Source organism: Mesorhizobium sp. BR1-1-15 (assembly GCF_020165475.1).
GTDB lineage: Bacteria > Pseudomonadota > Alphaproteobacteria > Rhizobiales > Rhizobiaceae > Mesorhizobium.
Genome location: NZ_JAIUIF010000014.1, coordinates 99882 through 119816, shown reverse-complemented (window position 1 = coordinate 119816; position 19935 = coordinate 99882). Strand labels below are relative to the sequence as shown.

The following is a 19935-nucleotide window of genomic DNA, read 5'->3' as shown; positions in this document are numbered from 1 at the left end:
AGGATATAAGTTATCCATGTATTGGAGATTGGTATCATGAAACTCGGCGATGGCGTCGAAGCGGCCATCCACTGCGCGGCGACGCTGGCTGGCGTCGATGGCGACAGCACCATGCCAGGTGCGGCCCTGGCGGAGGCGTTTGGCCTGTCGCCGAGCTATCTCCTGAAACATCTCAACATGCTCACCGCTGCGCGCATCCTGGAATCCGTTCCTGGGCCGGCGGGCGGCTACCGGTTGGCGAAACCGGCCGAACGCATCACGCTGCTGGACATCGTGCTGGCGGTCGAAGGGCGCGAGCCGGCTTTCCGATGCGGCGAAATCCGCCAGCGCGGCCCGACGAAACTCGATGCATCGGCCTATGTCAGGCCGTGCGGCATCAATGCTGCGATGCTGAAGGCGGAGCGCGCCTATCGCGCGGCGCTGGCCGAGGTCAGGCTGTCCGACATCGTGTCGGACTTCATGAAAGGCGCCGATCCGCGGTCGGTCGCGGCAAGCTGCGCTTTCACCGAGCGCCACCAGCGGCAGCAGAAATCCAGTTCAACCAAGCAAGCATGAAAGGAAAGATGATGAGACAGAGGCTCCAGTTCTTCGCCAAGGCGCCCGAGATCATGAAAGCGGTGTCGGCGCTCAATAAGGCGGTCGACGAATGCGGGCTCGAGGAAAGCCTGCTGCACCTGATCAAGCTCAGGGCCTCACAGATCAATGGCTGCTCCTTCTGTGTCGAGATGCACAGCCGTGAGGCGAGGCGCGACGGCGAGACCGAACAGCGGCTTTATCTGGTTTCGGCCTGGAAGGAATCGCCGCTGTTTTCGGAGCGCGAGCGCGCCGCTTTGGCCTGGACCGAGGCCGTGACGCTGATCGCCAACAATGGTGTTTCGGACGAACTCTATGCCCGCACGCTGGAACATTTCTCGGAAGAGGAGTTGGTCAAGCTCTCCGTGGCGCTGGGCATGATCAATACCTGGAACCGGCTTTGCATTCCGTTCCACGCCATTCATCCGATGCCTGCCGCCAAGGCCGCCTGATTGTTCGATCACGATCGGAGCGCCGCCAAGGGAGGCGGCGCTCCCATTATTTCAAAGGGAGAGCGTTTGATGCTTGCCGATTTGCCCGCCGCCTTGTTGGTTCTCGGCCGGCTGTTGCTTGGCGGCGGGTTTGTCTTCGCCGGCCTGCGCAACATTCAGAACGCGGGCTTCTTGACGGGGCTGATGGCCGCGCGAGGCGTGCCGCAGGCGCGGCTGGCGCTGTCGGTCGGCATCGTATTGCAGATCGTCGCCGGCGTGCTGGTGATGGCGGGCTTCTGGACCGCGATTGCCTGTATGGCGCTGGTGATGTTCCTGATCGTCGCCACGCCGATGGTCCACAATTTCTGGGACCATCAGGGACAGGAGCGTGCGTCGCGTATCAATGGTTTTGTTGGCAATGTCGCGCTGAGCGGCGGTTTCCTGACGCTGATCGCCCAATCGCTTTGACGGTTGCAGCTAGGCCGCGAACCGCAAACCACCATCGCAGGTCAGCACCTGGCCGGTCATGAAGCCGTTGGAGACGAGGAAGGCTATGGCCGAGGCGACGTCCTCGGCGCGGCCGATGCGGCCGACCGGCGTCTTGCCGGCATATTCCGCGAAGACCGCTTGTCGCTGCTCGTCCGGCAGAAAGTCCCACCAGGGTGTGTCGATGACGCCGGGCGCCACGACGTTGACGCGCAGCGGCTTCAGTTCGACGGCCAGGACCGGCGCCACCGTCAGGAGCATGCCATTGACGGCGCCGATGCCGGCGACGCCCGGCGTGGCGAGCTGGGCGGATACCGCCGAGATGAAGGTGACCGATCCTGATTTGTCCAGCGTCGGCAAGGCCGCCTGCAGGCAGGACAATTGCGGTCGCACCTTTTCGTCGACGCCGCCAGCGATATCGGCAAGGTCAAGCGTCTGGAATGGGCCAAGACCCTTGCCGCCGCTCGCGGCCAGAACGAGATGGTCGAACGGGCCGAGACGCTCGAAGAAGTGGCGCACTTCATTCGGCTTTGACGCATCGAATGCCGCCTTGTCAGCGGCGCCACCGAGACTTTTCCATGCGCTGACGAGCTTGTCCTGATTGCGCCCGGTGATGGTCACCTTCATGCCGGGGCCGAGCAGTTTGCGCGCCGTCGCCAGGCCGATGCCAGACGAGCCGCCGATGACGACTGTGTGTTCGATCTTGCTGGTCATGAACGCTCTTCCCTCTTCACTGTAGCCTGCCCGACAAGGTCGAGGCTCAAGTCGCGCAATTGTTGTCTTGCTCTGGCGTCGTAAGCCTGGGCGTCGGCGCGGGATTCGCGCAGGCCGTCGAAATAGAGGCCGCTGCGCGCTTCGAGCGCGGGGGAGGTGGCGAGATTGACAATGGCCTCGGCGCCGGTCTCCACCGAGCTCCATGGCGTGACGCCTGCCTGCCGGACCATCGTGGTGTTCATGTAGCTCGCCGGGTGCAGGGCGTTGACGGTAACCCCGCTGCCCTTGAGCTGCTCGGCGAGATCGATGGTGAACAGGATCTGCGCCAGCTTGCTCTGGCAGTAGGCGCGCACGCCGCTGTAGCCATGGGTAAGCATGACGTCGCTAAAGTCGATGGCCTGCTGGCCCGCCGAGGCGACGTTGACGATACGCGCCGGCGCGCTGGCCTTCAGCAGGGGCAGCAATCCCTCCGTAAGCAGGAAGCCGGCGAGATAGTTGACGGCGAAGCGCAGTTCATAGCCGTCGGCGCTGACCTGCCTTTTGGCGTTTTGGCCAGCCGTGCCGACACCGGCATTGTTGATGAGGATGTCGAGCCGAGCGGTTTTTTCACGCACGGCCTCGGCGAGCCGGCGCACCTCGGCCAGCGAGGCGAGGTCGGCTGCGAAGAACTCGGCCTTGCCGCCGGCCGCCTCGATGTCCGCGACCGTGGCCTTGCCGCGCGCCGCGTCGCGTCCGTGCACCAGCACCCGGGCGCCACCTGCGCCCAGCCGTTGCGCGACGACCCGGCCGACACCGTCGGTCGAGCCGGTGATCAGGATTGTCTTGTCTTTCAGGTCCATGTTTGAGCCTCCATTCGTTGCTCTCGACAGAAGATGGGGCAGCGGGTGCGCGCCAAACAGTTCAAACTTTATCCTGGTATCGGTACTGCTATAATAGGGTCATGGATGCTCCTTCTCATTCCGCTGAAGACAGCCGCCGGCGCGAGCTCGGCGCCTTCCTGCGCTCGCGCCGCGAGAGGCTTTCGCCACAGGCCGCCGGCATTGCCTGCGGCGCGCGGCGGCGCACGCCGGGCCTGCGGCGCGAGGAGGTGGCGATGATCGCCGGTGTCGGCACCACCTGGTACACCTGGCTGGAACAAGGCAGGGATGTCAGGCCCTCGGTGGAGGTGCTGGCGGCGCTCTGCGAGGCGCTGCGCCTCGACGCTGTCGAGAAGCGGCATTTGTTCATCCTCGCCGGCCGCCAACAGCCGGAGCGTCGTGGGGCAACGCCCGAAAAGGTCGACGGGCCGTTGCTGCACATGCTGCAAAGTCTTGTGCTGCAACCCGCTTATGTGGTTGGCCGGCGCTGGGACGTGCTCGCCTGGAACCCGGCAGCCGTCGCGGTGTTCGGCGATTATGGCTTGCTGGAAGGCGACGCCCGCAACATCGTCCACATGGTGTTTACAAGCCCGCAGCACCGTCGCCTGCTCGTCGACTGGGAAGAGCTTGCTCGCGTGGTGCTCGCTTCGTTTCGCGCCGAAAGCGCCAAATATGTCGGTGATCCCGATTTCGACCGGCTGATCGCGCTGATGATGCGCTCGAGCCCCGAGTTCCGCGATTGGTGGCCCCGACGTGACGTAGCGCGAAAGCTGACGGGTCTGAAGCACGTCCGCCATCCGACGGCCGGCGCCATGGCCTTCGAGCATATGAGCCTGTCGATTGACGATGGATCCGACATGCGGCTGGTCGTCTACACGCCGCTGGCCGAGCAGAACTCGATCGCCAAGCTGCAGAGCTTGCTTGATGCACTGCCGGCCGAGCGGCGCAGCGCCTGAGCCTTCAGCGCAGGGTCAGGCCTTCGGCTTCAACCCGTCGAGAAATAATTGCTCCAGGAATCTCGCTGCGTCCTCGAAGCGGCCGTCGCCGCCGCGGTTCGGGCCGAGCACGGCGCGGACCTGGACGTCGAAATCGGCATAGTGCTGGGTCGTCGCCCAGATCGAGAAGATCAGGTGCCAAGGATCCGTCCTGGCGATCTTGCCAGCGCGCATCCAGCCCTTGATGACGGTTGCCTTCTCGTCGACCAGCGTCTTCAGTTCGCCGGTCAGCAAGGGCATGATGCGTGGTGCGCCCTGCAGAATCTCGTTGGCGAACAGCCGGCTCTCGCGCGGAAAATCGCGCGCCATTTCAAGCTTGCGCCTGATGTAGCTCCTGAGCTCGGTCAGGGGATCGCCGATGTCGTCGAGTTCCCTGAGCGGCGCCAGCCATGTGTCGAGCAGGCGCTGCATCAGCGTCTCGTGAATGTCTTCCTTGCGGCGAAAGTAATAGAGCAGGTTGGGCTTCGACATCCCAGCGGCTTCGGCGATCTGGTCGATGGTCGAGCCGCGGAAGCCATTGGTGGAGAACACCTCGAGCGCGGCTTCGAGAATGAGTTCGCGCTTCTCCTGCTGGATGCGGGTACGGCGAGGGGCTTCCGTGCTGGTGTTCACCGTTGCGCGCCCTCGTGTTGAAAGCGGTCTGGCCCAATTCTCTGGACCAGTTTTTCCCCGGCCTGTGGAACGCACTTCAGGAGCCGCATTTCCGCTAGTAATCCCTTGACCGCCGACAGGGCGGTGCTAACGTTTGTCCAATCGGTCAAAAATTTGCGTAGCACGAAAGCGCGGCAAAGACCAAGCGTTGGACGTACCGAAACAGGTTACAAGGGGAAGTCTTGGTCATGTCCAACCGGCTGAAAGTCACGCCGAACGATCTCAGTGCATTCTGGATGCCGTTCACGGCAAACCGGCAGTTCAAGCAGGCGCCGCGCATGTTCGTGTCCGCCAAGGACATGCACTACACGACCAGCGATGGCCGCAAGGTGCTGGACGGCACCGCCGGCCTCTGGTGCGTCAATGCCGGCCATTGCCGGCCCAAGATCACCGAGGCGATCCAGCAGCAGGCCGCCGAGCTCGACTACGCTCCGGCCTTCCAGATGGGCCACCCGATCGTGTTCGAACTGGCCAACCGCCTGGTCGACGTCGCGCCGAAGGGCATGGATCACGTGTTCTTCACCAATTCCGGTTCGGAATCGGTCGAGACCGCATTGAAGATGGCGATCGCCTATCACCGCGTGAAGGGCGAGGGCTCGCGCACCCGTCTGATCGGACGCGAGCGCGGCTATCACGGCGTCAATTTCGGGGGCATCTCGGTCGGCGGCATCGTCACCAACCGCAAGATGTTCGGCACGCTGCTCGGCGGCGTCGACCATATGCCGCACACCCACCTGCCGGAGAAGAACGCCTTCTCCAAGGGCGTGCCGGAACATGGCGCGGAGCTTGCCAACGAGCTGGAGCGCATCGTTGCGCTCCATGACGCCTCGACCATCGCGGCCGTCATCGTCGAGCCGGTCGCTGGCTCCACCGGCGTCATCCTGCCACCCAAGGGCTATTTGCAGAAGCTGCGCGAAATCTGCACCAAGCACGGCATTCTGTTGATCTTCGACGAGGTCATCACCGGTTTCGGCCGTCTTGGCGCGCCGTTCGCGGCCGATTATTTCGGCGTCACGCCTGATATCATGACCACCGCCAAGGGCGTCTCCAACGGCGTCATCCCGATGGGCGCGGTGTTCGTGAAGAAGGAAATCCACGACGCCTTCATGACCGGCCCCGAGCACATGATCGAGTTCTTCCACGGCTACACCTATTCCGGCAATCCGATCGCCTGCGCCGCGGCGCTCGGCACGCTCGACACCTACAAGGAAGAGGGCCTGCTCACACGCGGCGAGGAACTGGCGCCCTATTGGGAAGACGCGCTGCATTCGCTGAAGGGCGAGCCGCATGTCATCGATATCAGGAACATCGGCCTGATCGGTGCGATCGAGCTGGCGCCGATCGCCGGGCAGCCGACCAAGCGTGCCTTCTCGGCCTTCGTCAAGGCGTTCGAGCGCGGCGCGCTGATCCGCACTACCGGCGACATCATCGCGCTGTCGCCGCCGCTGATCATCACCAAGGGCCAGATCAACGAACTGATCGATCATGTGCGTGAGGTACTGAGGTCGATCGATTGAAGAACTGGGCGCGGATATCCCTCCCCTCGAGGGGGAGGGGAACGCCACGCAATTGGAGAGGTTTTGAATGGCCGCACCCGGCGAGAATCTGCGAATCAATTCAGACCGTTTGTGGGATTCCATCATGGAGATGGCGAAGATCGGCCCCGGCATTGCCGGTGGCAACAATCGCCAGACCGTGACCGACGAGGACGGCGAGGGCCGGCATCTGTTCAAGCGCTGGTGCGATGCCGCCGGGCTCGAAATGGGCATCGACGAGATGGGCACCATGTTTGCCAGGCGCGAAGGCGCCGACCCCAGCCTGCCGCCGGTCTATGTCGGCAGCCATCTCGACACGCAGCCGACCGGCGGCAAGTATGACGGCGTGCTCGGCGTGCTCGGCGGCTTGGAAGTCGTGCGCTCGCTCAATGATCTCGGCATCAAGACCAAACATCCGATCGTGGTCACGAACTGGACCAACGAGGAAGGCTCGCGCTTTGCCCCGGCGATGATGGCGTCCGGCGTATTCGCCGGTGTGCTCGACCAGGCCGACGTCTACGAGCATACGGACAAGAACGGCAAGAAATTCGGCGAGGAACTGGAGCGCATCGGCTGGAAGGGCACGGAGAAGGTCGGCGATCGCAAGATCCACGCCTTTTTCGAACTGCATATCGAGCAAGGGCCTATCCTCGAGGACGAAGGCATCGACATCGGCGTCGTCACCCATGGACAGGGGCTGAAATGGCTGCAGGTGACGCTGACCGGCAAGGAGGCGCATACCGGCTCGACGCCGATGCCCAAGCGCCGCAATGCCGGGCTCGGCATGGCGCGCGTGATCGAACTGGTGCACGAGATTGCCATGGACTACCAGCCGGACGCCGTCGGCGCGGTCGGCCACATGGAAGTCTATCCGAACTCGCGCAACATCATCGCCGGGCGCACGGTCTTCACCATCGACATCCGCTCGCCGGAGAAGGAAGTGCTCGACGCCATGGATGGGCGCATCCGCGAAGGCATCGACACGATATGCGAGGCGCTCGACATCCAGTACAAGATCGAGCAGGTCGGCCATTTCGATCCGGTCACCTTTGACAAGGGCTGCGTCAAGGCGATCCGTGATGCCGCCGACCGGCTCGGCTACACGCACCGCAACATCGTCTCGGGCGCGGGCCACGACGCCTGCTGGATCAACCGCGTCGCGCCGACCGCCATGGTGATGTGCCCCTGCGTCGACGGTCTCAGCCACAACGAGGCCGAGGAGATCTCCAAGGAATGGGCGGCGGCAGGAGCCGACGTGCTGTTCCATGCCGTGGTGGAGACAGCGGTCATCGTGGAGTAAGCTGGAAAGCTGGATTTCCAAACGCTGCTCGCAAGAAGCGCGAAGGAACAAGGGAACGAGAAAAATGACCAAAGTCATCAGAAACGGCACCATCGTTACCGCCGACCGCACATGGAAGGCCGACGTGCTGATGCAGCACGGCAAGATCGTCGCCATTGGCTCCGACCTACACGGCGACCATGAGTTCGACGCCACCGGCTGTTATGTCATGCCAGGTGGTATCGATCCGCATACTCATCTCGAAATGCCGTTCATGGGCACCTATTCGGCCGACGATTTCGAGTCCGGCACGCGCGCGGCACTAGCCGGCGGCACGACGATGGTGGTCGATTTCTGCCTGCCGTCGCCGCAGCAGTCGCTGCTCGAGGCCTTGCAGATGTGGGACAACAAGACCTCGAAGGCGTCCTGCGATTATTCCTTCCACATGGCGATCACCTGGTGGGGCAAGCAGGTGTTCGACGAGATGGCCACCGTCGTCGACAAGGGCATCACCTCGTTCAAGCATTTCATGGCCTACAAGGGCGCGCTGATGGTGGACGACGACGAGATGTATGCGTCGTTCCAGCGCTGCGCCGAGCTCGGCGCGCTGCCGCTGGTGCATGCCGAGAATGGCGACGTGGTCGCGGCGCTCTCGCAGAAGCTGCTTGCCGCCGGCAACAATGGCCCGGAGGGGCACGCCTATTCGCGCCCGCCGGAAGTGGAAGGCGAGGCGACCAACCGCGCCATCATGATCGCCGACATGGCCGGCGTGCCGCTCTACGTCGTGCATGTTTCCTGCGAGCAGGCGCACGAGGCCATCCGCCGGGCGCGTCAGAAAGGCATGCGGGTGTTCGGCGAGCCACTGATCCAGCACCTGACGCTGGACGAGAGTGAGTATTTCGACAAGGACTGGGACCATGCGGCGCGCCGCGTGATGAGCCCGCCCTTCCGCAACAAATTACACCAGGATTCGCTGTGGGCCGGCCTGCAGGCGGGATCGTTGCAGGTGGTGGCGACCGACCACTGCGCCTTCACCACGGACCAGAAGCGCTTCGGCGTCGGCAATTTCACCAAGATCCCGAACGGCACGGGCGGCCTCGAGGATCGCATGCCGGTGCTGTGGACCAGGGGCGTCAACACCGGGCGGCTGACGATGAACGAATTCGTCGCCGTAACCTCGACCAACATAGCCAAGATCCTCAACATGTACCCGAAAAAGGGCGCCATTGTCGAAGGCGCGGATGCCGACATCATCGTGTGGGATCCCAAGCGCAAGAAGATCATTTCTTCGAAGAAGCAGCAGTCGGTCATCGACTACAATGTCTTCGAAGGCGTCGAAGTGACAGGCCTGCCGCGCTATGTCTTCTCGCGTGGCGAATTGTCGATCGAGGAGACCGAGGTGAAGGCCAAGCCTGGCCATGGCCAGTTCGTTGGCCGCGAGCCGAACGCGGCGGTTAACCGGGCACTGTCGACCTGGAAGGAGATCACCGCGCCGCGCAAGGTGGAGCGGACAGGCATTCCGGCGACTGGGGTTTGAGCTTGCGCAGCTCGAAAAGCGCCAAGAAACTGATGATCGCCGACAAGGACGGCACCGTCTGCGGGGAAGTTTCCGGGTGCTGATGATTGCCGAAGTTGGTGCTGCCCCTCATCGCCCTGCCGGCACCTTCTCCCCGTATAGGGACGGGGAGAAGGGAACTGAACGCAATCTTGGCGCCCTTTCCGGCAACGCTGGAAATCGGCGAAATCCTTCGCGAAATCGTCCTTCTCCTCGTCCCTATACGGGGAGAAGTGCCCGGCAGGGCGATGAGGGGCAGCGCAAACCTCAAGCAATTGGCCGATGGGCGCTTAGCCCCGCAAGGCCGGCTTCAGGCGACCAATGCATCCAGTTCCGGCAGCAGGACGACGCTTTCCTGCTCTTTGGGATCGGTGCGGGCAATGACGGCCGAAGACGGGGCCCCACTCAGATTGGCGGGCAGATGCGGCACGCCGGCCGGAATGTAGAAGAGGTCGCCGGCTTTGGCGACGATGTGGTTCTCAAGCCGGTCGCCGTACCAGGTATGGACCTCGCCGGAGAGCACGTAGATCGCCGTTTCATGGTTCTCATGCAGATGCGCCTTAGCGCGGGCGCCGGGCGGCATGGTGAGCACATGCATGCAGATACCAGATGAGCCGACCGACTCGGTGGCGATACCGGCGAAATAGGTCAATCCCTGCTTGCCTTCATAAGAGCTTTCAGGGCGGATAAGATGGCAAGTGGGTTGAGGCGACATCGGGGAAACTCCGGGCGTCGAATGAGTGGAACAAGACCAATGGGACTGGGCGAGTGGAAAACAACATCGCGATAAAAGCAATCGGAATCGGGCCGGCACTAAAGGGGCAGGAACAGGCAGGCCGCGGCCGATGACGGGGATTTCGCCAGCCGTCGTCGCGGCAAGCAAGCTTGGCCTGACCTTCCAGACCAATGACGGGCCGGTACAGGCGCTGTCCAATGTCGACCTGACCATCGGCAAGGGTGAGTTCGTTTCCTTCATCGGGCCGTCGGGCTGCGGCAAGACGACCTTGCTGCGGGTCATCGCCGATCTTGAGAAGCCGACCTCGGGGACCATTTCGGTCAACGGCATGACAGCAGAACAGGCGCGCGAGAAACGCGCCTACGGCTATGTCTTCCAGGCCGCCGCCCTGTTTCCCTGGCGCACCATCGAGCGCAACGTCGCGCTGCCGCTGGAGATCATGGGTCTGTCCGGGGCGGAGCAGGGAGAGCGGATCAGGCGCACGCTCGATCTCGTCAACCTTTCCGGCTTCGAGAAGAAGTATCCTTGGCAGCTTTCCGGCGGCATGCAGCAGCGCGCCTCGATCGCTCGCGCGCTCGCCTTCGATGCCGACCTTCTGTTGATGGACGAGCCGTTCGGCGCGCTGGACGAGATCGTGCGCGACCATCTCAACGGGCAATTGCTGCAATTGTGGGCGCGCACCAACAAGACCATCTGCTTCGTCACGCACTCCATTCCCGAGGCGGTGTATTTATCGACGCGCATCGTCGTCATGTCGCCGCGTCCGGGCCGCGTCAGCGACGTCATCGAATCGACGCTGCCGAAGGAGCGGCCACTCGACATCCGCGAGACGCCGGAGTTCCTGGCGATCGCCGCACGGGTGCGAGACGGCTTAAGGGCAGGGCACAGCTATGATGATTGAGCGGGGGCAGGATGGACTGGCGGCAGCGCCCCGAAAGGCGCCTCCACCTCACGAAGGAGCGGCCACCTACGCCTTCGTCATTCTAGGGCGGAGTAGCCGCGAAGCGGCATACGTAGACCCTAGGATCCATGCCGTGACGCCTGCCGAAAGGCGCAAACAGTCGAGAATATTCGGCAGGCTAAGCGGCGCGGAGGGAGCCATATTCCGAATGGTCGCGGAGCGGAGAGGTAACGGCATGAATTCTAGGGTCTGCGCCGCGTCGCTTCGCTCCTTGCTTCGCCCTAGGATGACGAAGGCAAGGGCCCCCGACCTCCGCTTCGCTCCGGCCACCCTCTCCCCGGTGGGGAGAGGAGAAGGGCGGCGCTAGATGGACACCTTCCGCTCAAAGGTCATCCCGGTAACCTCCATCCTCGCCGGCGTGGTCGTACTCTGGTACGTCTTCGCCGTCATACTCAACACGCCGTTCCAGCGCGATCTCGACCAACGTGCCAACGAAACGCCCGGCACCGTCGAGTTCATCGGCAAGACGCTCTCGCAGCCGAAGCCGACGCTGCCGGCGCCGCACCAGGTGGCGGTGAACTTTTTCGAGAACACGTTCCTGCGCAACGTCACTTCGAACCGCAGCCTGGTCTACAATGCCTGGGTGACGCTGTCCTCGACGCTGCTGGGCTTTGCCTTCGGCACGGCGCTCGGCATCATCATCGCGGTGGGCATCGTACATGTGGCGACGCTCGACCGCAGCCTGATGCCATGGATCATCGCCTCGCAGACCATCCCGATCCTGGCGGTGGCGCCGATGATCATCGTGGTGCTGGCGGCGATCGGCATCACCGGCCTGATCCCGAAGGCGATGATTTCGACCTATCTGTCGTTCTTCCCGGTGACGGTTGGCATGGTGAAAGGCCTGCGCTCGCCCGAGATCATGCATCTCGACCTGATGCACACCTACAATGCCAGCCGTGCGCAGACCTTCTGGAAGCTGCGCGTGCCGGCCTCGGTGCCGTTCCTGTTCACCTCGATGAAGGTGGCGGTGGCGGCCAGTCTGGTCGGCGCCATTGTCGGCGAACTGCCGACGGGCGCCGTCGCCGGCATCGGCGCCAAGCTGCTCGCTGGCGCCTATTACAGCCAGTCCATCGACATCTGGTCGGCGCTTGTCGCGGGCTCGATCGTGGCCGCGCTGCTGGTCATGGTGGTCGGCATTGCCGGGCGCCTCGTCGACCGCGCCATGGGCGGGAGGCCGGCATGAACCGGCTGAAGCCTTCCTGGCAGGCTGTGCTGGCCATCGTGCTGTGCCTGATGGCGGTCGCACTCGGCGCCATGTCGAAGCCGGAAGCGGCGGCGCTAGCGGACCCGACAACCAGCGCCAACTATCCCTATCTCGGAACGAAGGGCCTGATGTTTGGCCTTGCCATGCTGACGGCCCTGGTCTCGATGATCAGGATTTCGCGCTTTGTGGAAGCGGTCGTACTGTTTGTCGGCGCCCACCTCGTCGCCTGGCTGCTGATCTCAGGTATCGCTGGTTTCGAAGGCACGGCACTGGCGCCGTATTTCGTGCTGCTCACGGCCGCCTGGCTGCTTGGCTGGCGCTGCGTCGCGGTGCTATCGGGACTGCACCCCACCGCAAGCTGGATGCGCACGGCGCTGCGCCTGATCATCCCCGCCATCTTCGGCGCCTGGATCCTGATCATCTGGGAAGCGGTGACGCGTGGCGCCGGCATCCCGTTCATCCTGTTGCCGCCGCCGAGCGCCATCGGCGCGCGCATCGCCAGTTCGCTGCCGATCCTTGGCGCCGATGTCCGGCAGACCATCTTCAAGGCGGTGATCTTCGGATATGTCGTGGGCAGCGGCGCCGGCTTCGTCACGGCGATTCTCGCCGACCGGGTGCCATTCCTGCGGCGCGGCCTGCTGCCCATCGGCAACATGGTCTCGGCGCTGCCGATCATCGGCGTGGCGCCAATCATGGTGATGTGGTTCGGCTTCGACTGGCAGTCCAAGGCGGCTGTCGTCATCATCATGACCTTCTTCCCGATGCTGGTGAACACCGTCGCCGGTCTGGCCGCGTCCGGCCATATGGAGCGCGACCTGATGCGCACCTATGCGTCGGGCTACTGGCCGACGCTTATCAAGCTCAGGCTGCCGGCCGCCGCTCCCTTCATCTTCAACGCGCTGAAGATCAACTCGACGCTGGCGCTGATCGGCGCCATCGTCGCCGAGTTCTTCGGCACGCCCGTCGTCGGCATGGGCTTCCGCATCTCGACCGAAGTCGGACGGATGAACATCGACATGGTCTGGGCCGAAATCGCAGTTGCAGCCCTTGCGGGTTCGGTCTTTTATGGGGTGGTCGCTCTTGTCGAAAGAGCCGTCACGTTTTGGCATCCCTCTGTCCGTGGTGGATAGGGGCGGTGGGTTTGGGCACTAACTCCAGAGGGAAAAAAATGAAAAGACTGATTATTCCTGTACTGGCCGGCGCGATGTCGCTGGCCGCGTTCCAGGCAATGGCTGCCGACAAGGTGACGTTGCAGCTGAAATGGGTCACGCAGGCCCAGTTTGCCGGTTATTACGTCGCCAAGGCGAAGGGCTTCTACGAGGCCGAGGGTCTCGACGTCGACATCAAGCCGGGCGGTCCCGACATTGCGCCCGAGCAGGTGATCGCCGGCGGCGGCGCCGATGTCATCGTCGACTGGATGGGCGGCGCGCTGGCAGCCCGCGAAAAGGGCGTGCCGCTGGTCAACATCGCCCAGCCGTTCAAGAAGGCCGGCATGGAACTGGTCTGCCCGAAAGACGGCCCGATCAAGACCGAAGCCGACTTCAAGGGCCACACGCTCGGCGTCTGGTTCTTCGGCAACGAATATCCGTTCTACGCCTGGATGAACAAGCTTGGCCTCAAGACCGATGGCGGCCCGGATGGTGTCACCGTTCTCAAGCAGAGCTTTGACGTGCAGCCGCTGATTCAGAAGCAGGCGGATTGCATCTCGGTCATGACCTACAATGAATTTTGGCAGCTGATCGACGCCGGCTACAAGCCGGAGCAGCTCACCGTGTTCAACTACTCGGCGATGGGCAACGACCTGCTCGAGGACGGGCTTTATGCCTCGGAGGATAAGCTCAAGGATCCGGCCTTCGAGGACAAGATGGTGCGTTTCGTGCGCGCCTCGATGAAGGGTTGGAAATACGCCGTCGACAACAATGACGAAGCGGCCGAGATCGTCATGGACGGTGGCGGCCAGGACGAGAACCACCAGAAGCGTATGATGAGCGAAGTCGCCAAGCTCATCGACAATGCCGACGGCAAGCTCGACCCAGCGACCTATGAGCGTACCGCCAAGGCGTTGCTCGACCAGAAGATCATCACCAAGGAGCCGAAGGGCGCCTATACCACCGCGATCACCGACAAGGCGATCAAGTAGGCCTCAAAGCGGCCTCGTGACGGGGCTTGATGGACGATGTTGGAGGGGCGGGCGACCGCCCCTTTTTCATGCGGCCAAATCACAAAAGCGTGTGCCTGGATACATTGGGGCGGCCGAGCGTTGCGTCGGAGGCATGCGCGTGCGGGGAGCCACGGCGGATGCTACAGCCAATCGGAGGTTCTTCATGCGCACACAGACCGTCTTGCCGACGCTTTCGGCGCTGGCCATTTCGACCGCTTTCCTGTTCGCGTCGCCGGCCCTGGCCGACATGATGAAGTTCAAGGCGACGCTCGATGGCAGCCAGCAGAGCCCACCCGTCACTACCAAGGGCAAGGGAACCGCCACATTCACCTTTGACACCGCCAAGAAGAAACTCAGTTGGAACGTCAAATACTCCGGCCTCAGCGGGCCGGCGACGGCCGCACATATTCATGGCCCGGCCGCGAAGGGGGAAAATGCGGACCCCGTAATCCCGTTCAAAAAACTCAAGAGCCCGATCAAGGGATCGGCGACATTGACCGATACGCAGGTGACCGATCTGGAGGCCGGCAAATATTACGTCAACATACACACCGCGGCCAACAAGGACGGCGAGATCCGCGGTCAGATCGAAAAGGCGGCGGCGGCGATGTAACGCGACGTCGCTCGGGGCGCGCGCCCGTATTTGCTTGCGAAAGCTTTGCGGGACAGCGCCGCCCTTTCTCCTGCCGGAAACCGACTTTCAGGCCTTGTCTCTTATCTGCGTCATCGTTCGGGTCGGGGTGATTGCCTCCGGATCGAGCCGGATCTCGACGATTGCCGGCTTGCCGCTGGCGCGAGCACGCTCGAAGGCAGGGGCGAAGTCGGCGGTTTTCTCCACCGTTTCGCCATGGCCACCATAGGCACGCGCCAGGGCGGCGAAGTCCGGATTCTTGAGGTCCGTGGCCACCACCCGCCCGGGGTATTCACGCTCCTGGTGCATGCGGATGGTGCCGTAGATGCCATTATTGACGACGATGACGATGATCGGCAACCCGTATTGCACGGCGGTGGCGAATTCCTGCCCGTTCATCAGGAAGCAGCCGTCGCCGGCGAAAGCGACTACGGTGCGATCCGGATAAAGCGCCTTGGCCGCTACCGCCGCCGGCGTTCCGTAACCCATCGAGCCTGAGGTCGGCGCGCCCTGTGTGACAAAGCGGCGGAAGCGATGGAAGCGGTGCACCCACGTGGCGTAGTTGCCGGCGCCGTTCGTCAGGATGGCATCGTCGGGCAGCACCGTTTCGAGATAGGTCATGATCGGCCCCATCTGGACGGCGCCCGGACCGCTTTCCGGCGGCGTCGACCAGTCGAGATAGGCGGCATGCAGCTTTGCCGTCTCCGCCGCCCAGCCCGGCGATGCCGGTCCCTTCCGTTTGGCGAAGGCGCGCACGAAGGCGGCGGGCGAGGCATTTATCGCCAGCGTTGGACGGTAGACGCGGCCTAGTTCGCCGGCATCGGGGTGGACATGGACCAGCGTCTGGTCAGGGTAGGGGCTCTTCAGCAGCGTATAGTCCGAGGACGGCATCTCGCCCATGCGGCCGCCGATCAGCAGCACCAGATCGGCCTGCTTGATTGCTGTCGCCAGCTTCGGGTTGATGCCGATGCCGACATCGCCGGCATAGTTCGGGTGCAGATGATCGAACAGCATCTGGCGGCGGAAGGAGCAGCCGACCGGTAGCGACCACGCCTCGGCGATGCGGGTGATTTCCTGAACAGCCTGGAAATCCCAACGTGTGCCGCCCAGGATCGCGATCGGTCGTTTGGCGGCATTGAGCAGCGCCTCGAGCCGGTCGAGTTCGGCTTCGGCGGGGCTGGTCTCGACCGGGGTGTAGGCGATCGCGGCCGGTGCATCGACGACACCGGTCAGCATGTCTTCCGGCAGCGAGATGACGACGGGACCTGGGCGTCCGGAGGTCGCCACGGCAAAGGCGCGGGTGACGAATTCGGGAATACGCGACGCATCGTCGATCTCTACCACCCATTTTGCGATGTCGCCAAAGAACCTGACATAGTCCACTTCCTGGAAGGCCTCGCGCTGCTTGGCGTGGCTGGCGACCTGGCCGATGAACAGGATCACGGGAACTGAATCCTGCATGGCGATATGGATGCCGGCGGAGGCATTGGTGGCGCCGGGGCCGCGGGTGACGAAGCAGATACCGGGTTTGCCGGTCAGGCGGCCTTGGCAGTCGGCCATCATGGCGGCGCCACCCTCCTGGCGGCAGACGATGGTGCGGATCGCCGAATCGTGCAGCGCGTCGAGCACCGCGAGGTAGGATTCGCCTGGCACGCAGAAGATACGGTCGGTGCCGTTGGCCTCGAGCGCGTCGACGATCAATTGTCCGCCGGTTTTCATTTTGCTCTCTCCAGTTCGGCAAGGATTTCGTCAGTATGTTCGCCCAGGCGGGGCGAGGGGCGCTCATAGACGAGCGGTGTTTCGGACATGATCATCGGTGCGCGAACCGAGGGCAGAAGATTGCCATGGCCGTCGTCGAGATCGAGCCGCATGCCGCGCGCGATCGCCTGCGGGTCGGCGAACATCTGTCCGATCGTGTTGATCGGGCTCGCCGGCACGCTGGCCGCTTCCAGCTTGGCCAGCAGCGGGTCGCGATCCTTGGTCTTCAGCGCCTCGACGATCCGCTCGCGTAGCGCCGCCCGGTTGGCGACGCGGGCCGGATTGGTGGCGAAATCGGGATTGCCGGGCAATTCGTCCAGCCCGACCACCGCGCAGAACCTGGCGAACTGGCCGTCATTGCCGACCGCCAGGATGATGTGACCGTCCCGGACCGGCAGCACCTCGTAGGGCGCGATGTTCATATGCGCGTTGCCCATCTGCACAGGCGACTTGCCGGAGACGAGATAGTTGAGGTTCTGATTGCCGAGCGCCGAGATCTGGGTGTCGAACAATGCCATGTCGATGTGCTGGCCTTCGCCGGTTTTTTCGGCGTGGCGAAGTGCCGCCTGGATGGCGATGACGGAATAGAGGCCAGTGAAGATGTCCGAGATGGCGACGCCGGCCTTCTGCGGCTCGCGTCCCGCCTCGCCGGTGATCGACATCATGCCGGCCATGCCCTGGATGATGAAGTCGTAGCCGGCGCGCGGCGCGTAAGGACCGTCCTGGCCGAAGCCGGTGATCGAGCAATAAACGAGGCGCGGATTGATCTTGCGCAGGCTCTCATGGTCGAGCCCGTATTTCTTCAAGCCGCCAAGCTTGAAGTTTTCGATCAGCACGTCAGACGTTGCCACCAGCCGGCGCACGGTTTCGGCGCCCTCCGGTGTCGAAAAATCGATGGCGATGGAGCGCTTGCCGCGATTGCAGGAATGGTAATAGGCGGCCGACAGGTTCTCGCCATCCTTGCCCATTACGAAGGGCGGGCCCCATTTGCGGGTGTCGTCGCCGCCGTCAGGGCTTTCGACCTTGATGACGTCGGCGCCGAGATCAGCAAGCAACTGCCCGGCCCAAGGCCCGGCAAGGATGCGGGCGAGTTCGACGACGCGGACGCCTTTCAGCGGGGGCTCAGCCATAAATCACCAGAATTGGTCGGAACCGAAGCCTCTATCAACAGAGATTGCCGCTGTCACGGCTCTTGCAATGGGCCAACGCTTCATCGCGTCAGGATCGTCTCGGCCCATGCCGCGAAATCGTCCATGACGATGTCGCGATTCACCTCGTTCAGGCTTTCGTGGCGGGTCTCGCTGTAAACCTTTGAAACGAGATTCGAAAAGCCCATTTTGCGCATGCGTCCGGCAAGCTGGATGATCCCTTTGCCATAATCCGAGGCAGGGTCTTTTTCGCCCCCCACGACGCTGAGGGACAGGTCGCGCCGAACGCCGGCAAAAGCTGCGTCCCTGCCGCCATTGAGCGCCATCTGGACGACATCGCGCCACATCGACACTGAGGCGCCCCAGCCGCATAGCGGGTCGGCGATGTATTTGTCGACCTCGGCCCCGTCGCGTGACAGCCAGTCGAACAAGGTCCGGTGGTTGGGCACCGCCTTGCCCCAGGCCTGGAAGGTGAGTTTCGGCAGCAGGCGCGATGGGACGTCCGAGCCGAGCCGCATCCTTTCCCATGCAAGGATGCCGAGCGCCACCTGCCCGAGCAGGCCAGCTGAAAAATTGCCATTCCAGATGGCGGCGGCGTGAACGCGGTTCGAATGGGCCAGGAGAAAGTTCAGCGCCACGGACGCGCCCATCGAATGGCCGAACAGGATGACGGGCAGGCCCGGCTGCTCCCCGGCGATGAGATCATGGATGGCGCCGACATCGGCGATGACCTTGGCGGGGCCGTCCTCATGCGCGAACCTGCCCAGCGGTGCGTCGGGCGCCTTCGTTGCGCCATGGCCGCGATGATCGTGAACATAGACGCTAAAGCCGCGCGCGCCCAGGAAATCGGCAAAACGATCATAGCGCGCCGCATGTTCTGCCAGACCGTGATTGATCTGGATGACGGCGCGCGGATGGCCGTCGGCCTGCCGGACCAGAAGATTGAGGTCGGCGCCGGTCGGCGAACGGACCATGCGCTGCTGGCTGAATGACATTCAGTGATTTCCACCCTGGCCCGCCTCGGTGGCGCCGGCCTTGTTTGCGCCGGGGCCGGTTCAGCGTCAATCCGCCATTCCGGATTTCTCGCGATGATGTTTCTTGCATCTGGCCGGTGGAATATCGCAATTCTGACATGGAGACAGCTTCAGTCTGTCGCCCACCTTTTTCATCCAGGGATTCCCCATGCGCATTGCTGTTGTTTTCGGATTGGCCATGTTGGCGGCATCGTTAACGGGTGCGGCCCATGCCGACGTCAGGATGAGTGGCACCTTCGTTGCCGACGCCTCCTGTCCGGCGACGCAAGCCATCAAGAACGGCAAGAATCCCGGCAATGTCTCGACTGATGCCGGACAGAGCTATCAACTGCTGGCGGGCAACAAGGATGCGCCGACGCACTATCTCATTCTGGTGCCGGGCGCAGATCCGGATCGGCGCTGGGTGAAGGTCAGTTGCGGACATCTCTCCGGCAGCAGCGCAGCAACGCTGCCGGCGACCCCCGGCGGGCCGGGCAAGCCGGCGGCGTCAGGAAAACCCGAATATGTCTTCGCGCTGAGCTGGCAGCCGGCTTTTTGCGAGACCAAGTCCAGCAAGAGCGAATGCAAGGCACAAAACCCGAATGAATTCGATGCCAGCAACTTCACCTTGCACGGCCTGTGGCCTCAGCCGAACGGGAACTTCTATTGCCAGGTACCGGCCAGCGACAAGGCCAACGACAGTCCGGCGCACTGGAAGGATCTTCCGCCTGTCGATTTGGACGCCGGCACGCGCGCGGAACTCGACAAGGTTATGCCGGGCACCGCTTCGCAGTTGGAGCGGCATGAATGGATCAAGCACGGCACCTGCTACGGCAAGAACCAGCAGGAGTACTTTTCCGACGCACTCGGCCTGATGCGTGCGGTGAACGGCTCAGCGGTGCGCGATCTCTTCGCCAAGAACATCGGCGGCAAGCTGACGGCGGATCAGATCCGCGGCGCCTTCGACCAGGCCTTTGGCGCCGGCGCCGGCGATCGCGTGCGCGTCTCCTGCGTCATCGATCCGTCGAGCGGCCGGCGGCTGATCGGAGAGTTGACGCTTGGCCTTGCCGGTCCGATCGGCCCAAACAGCTCGCTCAAGGACCTGCTGCTGGCCTCGGTGCCGACCAACAAGGCCGGTTGCCCGACCGGAACCGTCGACGCAATCGGGTTCCAGTAGGTCCTGAGCTCATTCCAGCCGGCAGGCAGGCCGGGGCGCCAACGCCCGTTGTTGTGCGGCCTGTGAT

The 19935-nt window shown here is 63.3% G+C and carries 20 protein-coding genes; 13 read left to right on the top strand and 7 right to left on the bottom strand.

Annotated elements, in window-relative coordinates; all coding sequences use genetic code 11:
- Positions 1–36: 36 nt before the first annotated feature.
- From LB541_RS22080 to LB541_RS22070, 3 genes are all read left to right on the top strand, one after another.
- Positions 37–555, top strand: coding sequence for an RrF2 family transcriptional regulator (locus LB541_RS22080; protein ID WP_140495111.1), 519 nt, complete (start codon positions 37–39; stop codon positions 553–555).
- A gap of 11 nt (positions 556–566) precedes the next feature.
- The gene (locus LB541_RS22075; protein ID WP_140495113.1) at positions 567–1025 is read left to right on the top strand and encodes a carboxymuconolactone decarboxylase family protein; all 459 of its coding nucleotides are present in this window, start codon (positions 567–569) and stop codon (positions 1023–1025) included.
- A 69-nt stretch (positions 1026–1094) separates the two neighbouring features.
- A complete protein-coding gene (locus LB541_RS22070; protein WP_140559665.1) occupies positions 1095–1472 on the top strand; it encodes a DoxX family protein in 378 nt (125 codons plus the stop codon).
- 9 nt (positions 1473–1481) lie between these two features.
- Here the strand turns inward: LB541_RS22070 and LB541_RS22065 are convergent, their stop codons facing one another.
- Together LB541_RS22065 and LB541_RS22060 are read right to left on the bottom strand one after the other, a co-directional pair.
- Entirely contained in the window at positions 1482–2204 is a 723-nt protein-coding gene (locus LB541_RS22065; RefSeq protein ID WP_140559502.1) for an SDR family oxidoreductase, read from the bottom strand.
- Positions 2201–3043, bottom strand: a complete 843-nt coding sequence (locus LB541_RS22060; protein ID WP_140559503.1) for an SDR family NAD(P)-dependent oxidoreductase — start codon at positions 3041–3043, stop codon at positions 2201–2203. The genes LB541_RS22065 and LB541_RS22060 overlap by 4 nt, the downstream gene beginning before the upstream one ends.
- Before the next feature lie 101 nt (positions 3044–3144).
- Here LB541_RS22060 and LB541_RS22055 point away from each other — a divergent pair, with 101 nt between their 5' ends.
- Positions 3145–4017 (top strand): helix-turn-helix transcriptional regulator, encoded by an 873-nt coding sequence (locus LB541_RS22055; RefSeq protein ID WP_140495117.1) that lies wholly within the window; start codon positions 3145–3147, stop codon positions 4015–4017.
- Between the two features lie 15 nt (positions 4018–4032).
- Here the strand turns inward: LB541_RS22055 and LB541_RS22050 are convergent, their stop codons facing one another.
- A complete protein-coding gene (locus LB541_RS22050; RefSeq protein WP_140495120.1) occupies positions 4033–4668 on the bottom strand; it encodes a TetR family transcriptional regulator C-terminal domain-containing protein in 636 nt (211 codons plus the stop codon).
- Positions 4669–4895: 227 nt separating this feature from the next.
- Between LB541_RS22050 and LB541_RS22045 the strand changes: the two genes are divergently transcribed.
- From LB541_RS22045 to hydA, 3 genes are all read left to right on the top strand, one after another.
- The gene (locus LB541_RS22045) at positions 4896–6224 is read left to right on the top strand and encodes an aspartate aminotransferase family protein (protein WP_140495122.1); all 1329 of its coding nucleotides are present in this window, start codon (positions 4896–4898) and stop codon (positions 6222–6224) included.
- 67 nt (positions 6225–6291) lie between these two features.
- Positions 6292–7542 carry a Zn-dependent hydrolase gene (locus tag LB541_RS22040; protein WP_140495126.1) on the top strand — a complete coding sequence of 417 codons (1251 nt, stop codon included), beginning with the start codon at positions 6292–6294 and terminating at the stop codon, positions 7540–7542.
- Between the two features lie 64 nt (positions 7543–7606).
- On the top strand, positions 7607–9058 hold the full coding sequence (gene hydA, locus LB541_RS22035; protein ID WP_140495127.1) for a dihydropyrimidinase: 1452 nt from the start codon (positions 7607–7609) through the stop codon (positions 9056–9058).
- Positions 9059–9386: 328 nt separating this feature from the next.
- On the opposite strand, the gene LB541_RS22030 is transcribed toward hydA, so the two are convergent.
- Complete coding sequence (locus tag LB541_RS22030) at positions 9387–9791, bottom strand: cupin domain-containing protein (protein WP_140495129.1); 405 nt, start codon at positions 9789–9791, stop codon at positions 9387–9389.
- A gap of 130 nt (positions 9792–9921) precedes the next feature.
- Between LB541_RS22030 and LB541_RS22025 the strand changes: the two genes are divergently transcribed.
- From LB541_RS22025 to LB541_RS22005, 5 genes are all read left to right on the top strand, one after another.
- Positions 9922–10713 (top strand): ABC transporter ATP-binding protein, encoded by a 792-nt coding sequence (locus tag LB541_RS22025; protein WP_140495131.1) that lies wholly within the window; start codon positions 9922–9924, stop codon positions 10711–10713.
- A gap of 367 nt (positions 10714–11080) precedes the next feature.
- The gene (locus tag LB541_RS22020; RefSeq protein WP_140495135.1) at positions 11081–11959 is read left to right on the top strand and encodes an ABC transporter permease; all 879 of its coding nucleotides are present in this window, start codon (positions 11081–11083) and stop codon (positions 11957–11959) included.
- A complete protein-coding gene (locus LB541_RS22015) occupies positions 11956–13110 on the top strand; it encodes an ABC transporter permease (RefSeq protein WP_140739526.1) in 1155 nt (384 codons plus the stop codon). Before LB541_RS22020 ends, LB541_RS22015 begins: the two co-directional genes overlap by 4 nt.
- 38 nt (positions 13111–13148) lie before the next feature.
- Positions 13149–14120: an ABC transporter substrate-binding protein gene (locus LB541_RS22010; RefSeq protein ID WP_140521233.1), complete on the top strand. Its 972-nt coding sequence runs from the start codon at positions 13149–13151 to the stop codon at positions 14118–14120.
- Positions 14121–14304: 184 nt separating this feature from the next.
- A complete protein-coding gene (locus LB541_RS22005; protein ID WP_140521232.1) occupies positions 14305–14754 on the top strand; it encodes a CHRD domain-containing protein in 450 nt (149 codons plus the stop codon).
- Positions 14755–14841: 87 nt separating this feature from the next.
- Here LB541_RS22005 and LB541_RS22000 read toward each other — a convergent pair whose 3' ends face one another.
- The 3 genes from LB541_RS22000 to LB541_RS21990 form a co-directional block, all read right to left on the bottom strand.
- Positions 14842–16491, bottom strand: a complete 1650-nt coding sequence (locus LB541_RS22000; protein ID WP_224619591.1) for a thiamine pyrophosphate-binding protein — start codon at positions 16489–16491, stop codon at positions 14842–14844.
- Positions 16488–17660, bottom strand: a complete 1173-nt coding sequence (locus LB541_RS21995; protein WP_140664775.1) for a CaiB/BaiF CoA transferase family protein — start codon at positions 17658–17660, stop codon at positions 16488–16490. The genes LB541_RS22000 and LB541_RS21995 overlap by 4 nt, the downstream gene beginning before the upstream one ends.
- 80 nt (positions 17661–17740) lie before the next feature.
- Positions 17741–18673, bottom strand: a complete 933-nt coding sequence (locus LB541_RS21990; protein WP_140672409.1) for an alpha/beta fold hydrolase — start codon at positions 18671–18673, stop codon at positions 17741–17743.
- 187 nt (positions 18674–18860) lie between these two features.
- On the opposite strand from LB541_RS21990, the gene LB541_RS21985 reads away from it, so the two are divergent.
- A complete protein-coding gene (locus LB541_RS21985) occupies positions 18861–19868 on the top strand; it encodes a ribonuclease T2 family protein (RefSeq protein ID WP_140623110.1) in 1008 nt (335 codons plus the stop codon).
- The last annotated feature ends 67 nt before the right edge of the window (positions 19869–19935 follow it).

What these genes read in the sequence shown, in the direction of transcription:
- LB541_RS22080 (WP_140495111.1), top strand. Translation starts at nt 37, where the DNA reads ATGAAACTCGGCGATGGCGTCGAAGCGGCCATCCACTGCGCGGCGACG.
- LB541_RS22075 (WP_140495113.1), top strand. Translation starts at nt 567, where the DNA reads ATGAGACAGAGGCTCCAGTTCTTCGCCAAGGCGCCCGAGATCATGAAA.
- LB541_RS22070 (WP_140559665.1), top strand. Translation starts at nt 1,095, where the DNA reads ATGCTTGCCGATTTGCCCGCCGCCTTGTTGGTTCTCGGCCGGCTGTTG.
- LB541_RS22065 (WP_140559502.1), bottom strand. Translation starts at nt 2,204, where the DNA reads ATGACCAGCAAGATCGAACACACAGTCGTCATCGGCGGCTCGTCTGGC.
- LB541_RS22060 (WP_140559503.1), bottom strand. Translation starts at nt 3,043, where the DNA reads ATGGACCTGAAAGACAAGACAATCCTGATCACCGGCTCGACCGACGGT.
- LB541_RS22055 (WP_140495117.1), top strand. Translation starts at nt 3,145, where the DNA reads ATGGATGCTCCTTCTCATTCCGCTGAAGACAGCCGCCGGCGCGAGCTC.
- LB541_RS22045 (WP_140495122.1), top strand. Translation starts at nt 4,896, where the DNA reads ATGTCCAACCGGCTGAAAGTCACGCCGAACGATCTCAGTGCATTCTGG.
- LB541_RS22040 (WP_140495126.1), top strand. Translation starts at nt 6,292, where the DNA reads ATGGCCGCACCCGGCGAGAATCTGCGAATCAATTCAGACCGTTTGTGG.
- hydA (WP_140495127.1), top strand. Translation starts at nt 7,607, where the DNA reads ATGACCAAAGTCATCAGAAACGGCACCATCGTTACCGCCGACCGCACA.
- LB541_RS22030 (WP_140495129.1), bottom strand. Translation starts at nt 9,791, where the DNA reads ATGTCGCCTCAACCCACTTGCCATCTTATCCGCCCTGAAAGCTCTTAT.
- LB541_RS22025 (WP_140495131.1), top strand. Translation starts at nt 9,922, where the DNA reads ATGACGGGGATTTCGCCAGCCGTCGTCGCGGCAAGCAAGCTTGGCCTG.
- LB541_RS22020 (WP_140495135.1), top strand. Translation starts at nt 11,081, where the DNA reads ATGGACACCTTCCGCTCAAAGGTCATCCCGGTAACCTCCATCCTCGCC.
- LB541_RS22015 (WP_140739526.1), top strand. Translation starts at nt 11,956, where the DNA reads ATGAACCGGCTGAAGCCTTCCTGGCAGGCTGTGCTGGCCATCGTGCTG.
- LB541_RS22010 (WP_140521233.1), top strand. Translation starts at nt 13,149, where the DNA reads ATGAAAAGACTGATTATTCCTGTACTGGCCGGCGCGATGTCGCTGGCC.
- LB541_RS22005 (WP_140521232.1), top strand. Translation starts at nt 14,305, where the DNA reads ATGCGCACACAGACCGTCTTGCCGACGCTTTCGGCGCTGGCCATTTCG.
- LB541_RS22000 (WP_224619591.1), bottom strand. Translation starts at nt 16,491, where the DNA reads ATGAAAACCGGCGGACAATTGATCGTCGACGCGCTCGAGGCCAACGGC.
- LB541_RS21995 (WP_140664775.1), bottom strand. Translation starts at nt 17,660, where the DNA reads ATGGCTGAGCCCCCGCTGAAAGGCGTCCGCGTCGTCGAACTCGCCCGC.
- LB541_RS21990 (WP_140672409.1), bottom strand. Translation starts at nt 18,673, where the DNA reads ATGTCATTCAGCCAGCAGCGCATGGTCCGTTCGCCGACCGGCGCCGAC.
- LB541_RS21985 (WP_140623110.1), top strand. Translation starts at nt 18,861, where the DNA reads ATGCGCATTGCTGTTGTTTTCGGATTGGCCATGTTGGCGGCATCGTTA.